7 protein-coding genes, 1 pseudogene, 1 riboswitch and 1 other annotated feature are annotated in these 6,611 nt (G+C 31.7%); of the genes and pseudogenes, 4 read left to right on the top strand and 4 right to left on the bottom strand.

Going from position 1 to position 6,611, the window contains the following annotated elements; genetic code table 11:
* Positions 1-50: 50 nt before the first annotated feature.
* Positions 51-298 (top strand) — a binding site (T-box leader).
* 184 nt (positions 299-482) lie between these two features.
* The 3 genes from trpS (at position 483) to NSA58_RS13715 (ending at position 2,691) form a co-directional block, all read left to right on the top strand.
* Complete coding sequence (gene trpS, locus NSA58_RS13725) at positions 483-1,505, top strand: tryptophan--tRNA ligase (protein WP_039679183.1); 1,023 nt, start codon at positions 483-485, stop codon at positions 1,503-1,505.
* A gap of 91 nt (positions 1,506-1,596) precedes the next feature.
* The gene (locus NSA58_RS13720) at positions 1,597-1,983 is read left to right on the top strand and encodes a CidA/LrgA family protein (protein WP_039679184.1); all 387 of its coding nucleotides are present in this window, start codon (positions 1,597-1,599) and stop codon (positions 1,981-1,983) included.
* Between the two features lie 15 nt (positions 1,984-1,998).
* Positions 1,999-2,691: an LrgB family protein gene (locus tag NSA58_RS13715; protein ID WP_039679185.1), complete on the top strand. Its 693-nt coding sequence runs from the start codon at positions 1,999-2,001 to the stop codon at positions 2,689-2,691.
* An 80-nt stretch (positions 2,692-2,771) separates the two neighbouring features.
* On the opposite strand, the gene dapD is transcribed toward NSA58_RS13715, so the two are convergent.
* From dapD to NSA58_RS13695, 4 genes are all read right to left on the bottom strand, one after another.
* Complete coding sequence (gene dapD / locus NSA58_RS13710; RefSeq protein WP_039679186.1) at positions 2,772-3,485, bottom strand: 2,3,4,5-tetrahydropyridine-2,6-dicarboxylate N-acetyltransferase; 714 nt, start codon at positions 3,483-3,485, stop codon at positions 2,772-2,774.
* A 27-nt stretch (positions 3,486-3,512) separates the two neighbouring features.
* Positions 3,513-4,256, bottom strand: coding sequence for a 4-hydroxy-tetrahydrodipicolinate reductase (gene dapB / locus NSA58_RS13705; RefSeq protein ID WP_039679187.1), 744 nt, complete (start codon positions 4,254-4,256; stop codon positions 3,513-3,515).
* Positions 4,250-5,149, bottom strand: a complete 900-nt coding sequence (dapA, locus tag NSA58_RS13700; protein ID WP_039679188.1) for a 4-hydroxy-tetrahydrodipicolinate synthase — start codon at positions 5,147-5,149, stop codon at positions 4,250-4,252. Before dapA ends, dapB begins: the two co-directional genes overlap by 7 nt.
* 62 nt (positions 5,150-5,211) lie before the next feature.
* Positions 5,212-6,210: an aspartate-semialdehyde dehydrogenase gene (locus tag NSA58_RS13695; protein ID WP_257560582.1), complete on the bottom strand. Its 999-nt coding sequence runs from the start codon at positions 6,208-6,210 to the stop codon at positions 5,212-5,214.
* 139 nt (positions 6,211-6,349) lie between these two features.
* A riboswitch (Lysine riboswitch) is annotated at positions 6,350-6,501 on the bottom strand.
* Between NSA58_RS13695 and nrdD the strand changes: the two are divergent.
* Positions 6,484-6,611, top strand: a pseudogene (gene nrdD / locus NSA58_RS20880) (anaerobic ribonucleoside-triphosphate reductase); the annotation flags it as partial. Its footprint overlaps the riboswitch before it by 18 nt.

Here is a 6,611-nt window from a genome sequence, read left to right as displayed (position 1 = left end):
TATTGACATTTAAACTAAAAGATAATAATATTAAAATAGAAAATCATATAATAAATCCGATGATAAGGAAGAGTAGTTAAATTAAGATTCAATATAGAGAGTTGAGGATGGTGGAATCTCAACAAGAAAGATTTAATGAATGGACCTTTTAGGAGTAAATCGAAATCTATTTAGAGAGTAGACTTTATCGTGAGTTGCACGTTACAGCAATTGAGGTATGATAGTATCAATAATTAAGAGGTGTATTTTATAGTACACAATTTAGGTGGCAACGCGGATATAACACTCCGTCCTATTGTATTAGGACGGAGTTTTTTTAATTGTAAGGAAATTATATGTTATCTGTTCTGTGGATAACGTATAATTTCTAACTTTGTTATTTGAGCAACGGGCGAAGCCGTTGGCGATATGAGCGAAGCGAATTTTTTATTATAAAAAATTATAGATTTACTGAACATTAAATATCACAAGGAGATGAAGAAATGAGTAAAAAAAGAATATTAACAGGAGATAGACCTACTGGAAAACTTCATTTAGGTCATTATACAGGTTCTTTAAGAAACAGAGTAGCATTACAAAACACAGGTGAGTATGATATGTATATCATGATAGCTGATCAACAAGCATTAACAGATAATGCAAAGGATCCACAAAAAATAATAAATTCTGTAATGGAAGTTACTATGGATTACTTAGCAGTTGGATTAGATCCAGAGAAAGTTAATATATTTATACAATCACAAATACCAGAATTAGCAGAGCTTACAGCTTATTACTTAAATTTAGTTTCAGTAGCAAGACTTAATAGAAACCCTACTGTAAAAGAAGAAATAAAACAAAAATCATTTGGTGGAGAAGGTGTTCCAGCAGGATTCTTTGTTTATCCAGTGAGTCAAGCAGCAGATATAACTGCTTTTAAAGCTGATTTAGTACCAGTTGGAAATGATCAAAAGCCAATGTTAGAGCAAGCTAGAGAAGTTGTAAGAAGTTTCAATAACATATATGGAGAAGTTTTAGTTGAGCCAGAAGGAATGTATCCAGAAGGAATAGAAGGAAGAATGCCAGGAATTGATGGTAAGGCTAAAATGAGTAAATCTTTAGGAAATGCTATATATTTAAGTGATGATGAAGAAACAGTTAAAAAGAAAGTTATGAGCATGTATACAGACCCTAACCACATAAGAGTAGAAGATCCAGGAAATGTGGAAAATAATACAGTATTCACTTACTTAGATGCTTTCTACAAAGATAAAGAACATTTAGAAGAATTAAAAGAACATTATAGAAGGGGTGGACTAGGAGACGTTAAGCTTAAGAGATTATTAATAAAAGTACTTGAAGAAGAGTTAGCTCCAATAAGAGCAAGAAGAAGAGAATTAGAAGAAAACAAAGAATATTTATATGAAGTATTAAAAAAAGGTAGTGCAAATGCTAAAGCAGTAGCAGCTCAAACTTTAAAAGAAGTAAGAGAAGCTATGGGAATTGAATATTTCAAAGGTTTATAAAATAGATATAAAGGTGTTGTTTATTAACGACACCTTTTGCTGTATAATTTTAATTATAAAAAATACAAAATACTAAAGAAGAGGGAGTCTCATGAAAATATTCAATCAATTAGGAATAATACTTGGAATATGGGCAGTAGGAGAGTTAATTAGTTCTTTATTAAGTAACATTATAACTATGCCAGGAACAATTATAGGGATGATAATACTGTTCCTATTACTTCAATTTAAAATAATGAAAGAAGAAACTATAAAAGATGTGTCAGACTTCTTATTAGGAAACATGGCTATATTTTTCGTACCTGCAGGTGTGTCTCTTATAAATTCACTGGGATTAATAACAGATAATATGCTGGTTTTATTATTAAGTGGAACTGCTGCAACAATTATAGTAATGCTTGTTACAGGAATGATCGTAGAATTTATGATTAATAGAAAGAATATATCATCAGATATTAATGATGAAAGATCAGCGTAAAGGAAGGTAGACTAAATGGAAAAAATATTAAATACTCAATTATTTGGACTAATAACAATTTTGGTTTTTTATAACATAAGTCTATACATTCAGAAAAAAACACAGAAACCAATATTTAATAACTTGTTGATAAGCATAATATTAATCATACTATTTTTAAAAATAACTAATATACCATATGAAAAATTTAAAACAGGTGCAGATATAATAAACTTTATGTTAGGACCTGTAACAGTAGTATTAGCAGTTCCTCTTTATAGACAATTTGACTTGTTAAAAAAGCATTTTAAGGAAATTTTAGTAGGTATTTTAGGAGGAGTAGTAACTTCATTTATAATAGTTGTTCTAGTAGGAAAATTAACATCTACAAGTAATGAAATAATTTACTCTATGATTCCAAAATCTATAACAACTCCTATGGGAATATCTCTTGTAAATCAATTAGGAGGAGTAGAGTCAATAACTGTTGTATGTATAATAATAACAGGTATATTTGGAAATATATTTGCAGAACAACTTTTAAAAATAGGTAGAGTTAAGCATCCAGTAGCTAAGGGAATTGCAATTGGAACTTCTGCTCATGCTTTAGGGACGAGTAAAGCCTTAGAAATAGGTGAAGTGGAAGGCGCTATGTCTTCTTTATCAATAGGAATATCAGGAGTAATGACAGTTATTATAGTACCAATACTAATTAATTTTATCGGATAGCTACTATGAATAGAAAAGGCGAACAAACTAATCATAAATAGTTTGTTCGCCTTTTTAAATTGTAAGGATTTTTAATTTAATTAATCTAAATCTCTTAAACCTTCCATTAATTTAGTTTTATCAGCAGTTTTTCCATCCTTATTCTTAATTATTCTAGCAGGAGAACCGGCAACTACAACACCTGGAGGAACGTCTTTTGTAACAACAGAACCTGCAGCAACAACAGAACCTTTTCCAACTCTTACACCTTCAAGGATAACTGAATTTGCACCGATTAAAACGTCGTCTTCTATTATAACAGGAGTAGCAGAAGGTGGCTCAAGAACACCAGCAACTACAGAACAAGCACCAAGGTGTACATTTTTACCAAGTATTCCTCTAGCGCCTATTACAGCGTTCATATCTACCATAGATCCTTCTCCAACAACAGCACCTATATTAATAACGGCACCCATCATAATAACAGCGTTCTTCTCTATTGTAACCATATCTCTTATTAATGCACCTGGCTCAATTCTAGCCTCAGCGTGTAAGAAGTTATAAAGAGGGATAGCTGAATTTCTTCTGTCATATTCAACATGAATATTATCCACAGAAGACTTAAAGTTTTCAACATCATTCATTATAGTTTTATAATCCCCAATTAAAACATAAGAACCTTCATTGCCAAATACTTTGTATTTATCATTTTTTTCTATTTTTATATCACCTGAAATATAAACTTTTACAGGTGTTTGTTTTTCTGCATCTTTTATATATTTAGCTATTTCATAAGCATCGTTTAAGTTAACCATTGTCATCCTCCCCAAATTGTCTAGTTTTTAGTCTAGCATATTATTCATATTGTAATATCCAGCTTCTTGATTTACTAAGAATTTTGCAGCAGCAATAGCACCCTTAGCAAAAATATCCTTAGATTGAGCTGTATGTTTTATTTCTACTACTTCATCATGCCCTGCAAAGATAGTAGTGTGTTCACCTACAATTGTTCCACCTCTTATGGCATGAATGCCGACTTCAGTAGGCTTTCTCTTTTCAGAGCGACCATATCTTCCATAGATGCATTCACTGCCTGGCAGAACATCTTTAATTCCATTAGCGATCATAATAGCTGTACCACTTGGTGAATCCAGTTTCTTATTATGATGTTTTTCTATTATTTCTATATCAAATTCATTAAGAGCTTTAGCAGCCTCTTTAACTAATTTAACTAATACATTTACACCAAGTGACATATTAGAAGAGTGGAATATAGGAGCAATAGTAGAAGCTTCTTTTATTCTTCCTAATTCATCTTCATTAAATCCTGTAGTAGCTATTACTAAAGGAGTTTTTGTTTTAGTAGCATAACTTAAAGTATCATTTATAGTAGAGTGATGAGAGAAATCTATAATTACATCAGCAGTTTCAGACACATCGCTCATTTTAAAATAAGTTTTGAATGGAACTTCTAACTCATCTCTAGATACACCACAAACAAGTTGAAGCTCGCTGTCTTCATTAACACATTTAGTTAAAACTTTACCCATACTACCGCTATATCCATTTATAATTACTCTTAACATGTTGCCTCCTGTATTTTTAGTCCCCAATTAACTAATTCTCTTTTTAAAACTTCTAAATTTTGTTCTTCCATTTCAGCGAGAGGAAGTCTTAAGTCTCCCACATTGAATCCCATTAAATTTACAGCAGTTTTTACTGGTACTGGATTAACTTCTATAAATAAAGCATCTATTAAAGGTTTCATGCCTAATTGTAATTTTCTAGAACCTTCTATATCGCCTTCAAAGAATTTTGCTACCAAATCATGAGTTTCTCTTGGACAAATATTAGCAAGCACTGATATAACTCCAGATCCACCTACTGAAAGTAGAGGAAGTATGGAATCGTCATTGCCAGAATATACAGCAAAGCCTTCTGGAACTAATCTACAAACTTCAGCTACTTGAGCTAAATCTCCACAAGCCTCTTTAAGAGCTACTATGTTATCCACATTGTTAGCTAAATCAGCAACAAGAGCAGGTGGTATATTAACTTTTGTACGAGAAGGAACATTGTATAAAATTATAGGAAGTTTAACACTATTTGCAATAGATACAAAATGTTTTCTAAGTCCTGATTTATTAGCTTTATTGTAATAAGGAGTTATAATTAAAAGAGCATCTGCGCCTAATTTTTCAGCTTCCTGGCTCATATAGATAGAGTGAGCGGTGTCATTTCCACCAGTTCCAGCTATTACAGGAATTCTTTTATTAACAGCATCAACGATAGCTTTTATAGCTGATAAGTGTTCCTCGTCATTCATAGTACTAGCCTCCCCAGTAGTACCACAAGCAACTATTGCATCGGTGCCATTTGCAATTTGAAACTCTACTAATTCTTTTATTTTCTCAAAATTAATATTCCCACTTTCATCAAATGGTGTAACTAAAGCAACTGCAGAACCTTTAAATATCATAAAAAATCTCCCCTTTTTCTTAAATTTAACCTCTATTAATTAATATTTATCAAAACTTGTTTTTATACTAAATCATACTTTAATAATAATTCAGCTATTTGAACTGCATTAGTAGCAGCACCTTTTCTTATGTTGTCAGCAACAACCCACATATTAACACCATTATCCACACTGAAGTCTCTTCTGATTCTTCCAACATAAACTTCATCATGACCTTCAGCATCAACTGCTAGAGGATATTCATTGTTAGCTGGATTATCCACAATAGTTATACCTTCAGCATTTTTTAGAATAGTAAATATATCTTCCAACTCAAATGGTTTATTAAATTCTAAGTTTATAGATTCGCTGTGAGCACCTCTTACAGGGACCCTTACAGTAGTAGCAGTAACTTTGATATTGTAGTCTTCTAAGATTTTCATAGTTTCATTTACCATTTTCATTTCTTCTTTTGTATATCCATTTTCTTCGAAAACATCTATATGAGGAAGACAGTTAAAAGCTATTGGATGAGGATAGAATGTATTTGGTTTTCCTTGTATTCCGTCTTCCAAATCTTGAACGCCTCTAACCCCAGAGCCTGATACAGCTTGATAAGTTGAGTAAACAACTCTTTTTAAACCATATTTATCGTGTAATGGTTTAAGAGGTACCATAGCTTGAATAGTAGAGCAGTTTGGATTTGCAATTATTCCTTTGTGATTTTTTACTGTTTCTGGATTAACTTCTGGAACAACTAAAGGAACATTAGGATTCATTCTCCATTGACTTGAGTTATCTACTACGATTACACCTTTAGAAGCTGCTATTGGTGCATATTTTTCGCTTATAGACCCTCCAGCAGAGAATAAAGCTATTTGAATATCCTTATCAAAAGAATTTTCATTAAGCTCCTCAACAACAATATCTTTGCCTGCAAATTTTACAATAGAACCTGCAGATTTTGCAGAAGAGAACATATAGATATTATCTATTGGAAAATTTCTTTCTTCTAAAACTTTTATGAAAGTTCTGCCCACCATACCAGTAGCACCAACTAAAGCAACATTAACTTTTTTCATTTCAATCACCCCGTAATAATATATTTTATATTTAACATTAATAACATAGAGAAAAATTTAAGGGAGAGCTTATATTTATATATATATAAAAAAACGTACAAAGGTATACTTTGTACGTTTAATAACGCCATATCAAAGTAAACCTTGTAGCTCACCACTTAAAAATAAGTGACAGTGCTATACATATTATGTATAACCCCAAAAATAATCTTTGCAAAGATTACCTTTTCGGCAATAATTCCTTTCTTTGAATATCATCATCTGCCGACTACTATAGCTTCTACTCAAAGGGATTTAGTAGCAGGAGAGGTATCTAAAGATATGTCCAGAAGAAAGCTAATACCTGCCCATATAGTTCACGCACATGACGAAGGTGTTCTTCATTATCATGATATGGACTA

Origin of the sequence: Terrisporobacter muris, from assembly GCF_024621905.1 — a bacterium.
Lineage (GTDB): Bacteria > Bacillota > Clostridia > Peptostreptococcales > Peptostreptococcaceae > Terrisporobacter > Terrisporobacter muris.
This window is presented reverse-complemented; position numbering and strand designations above follow the sequence as displayed.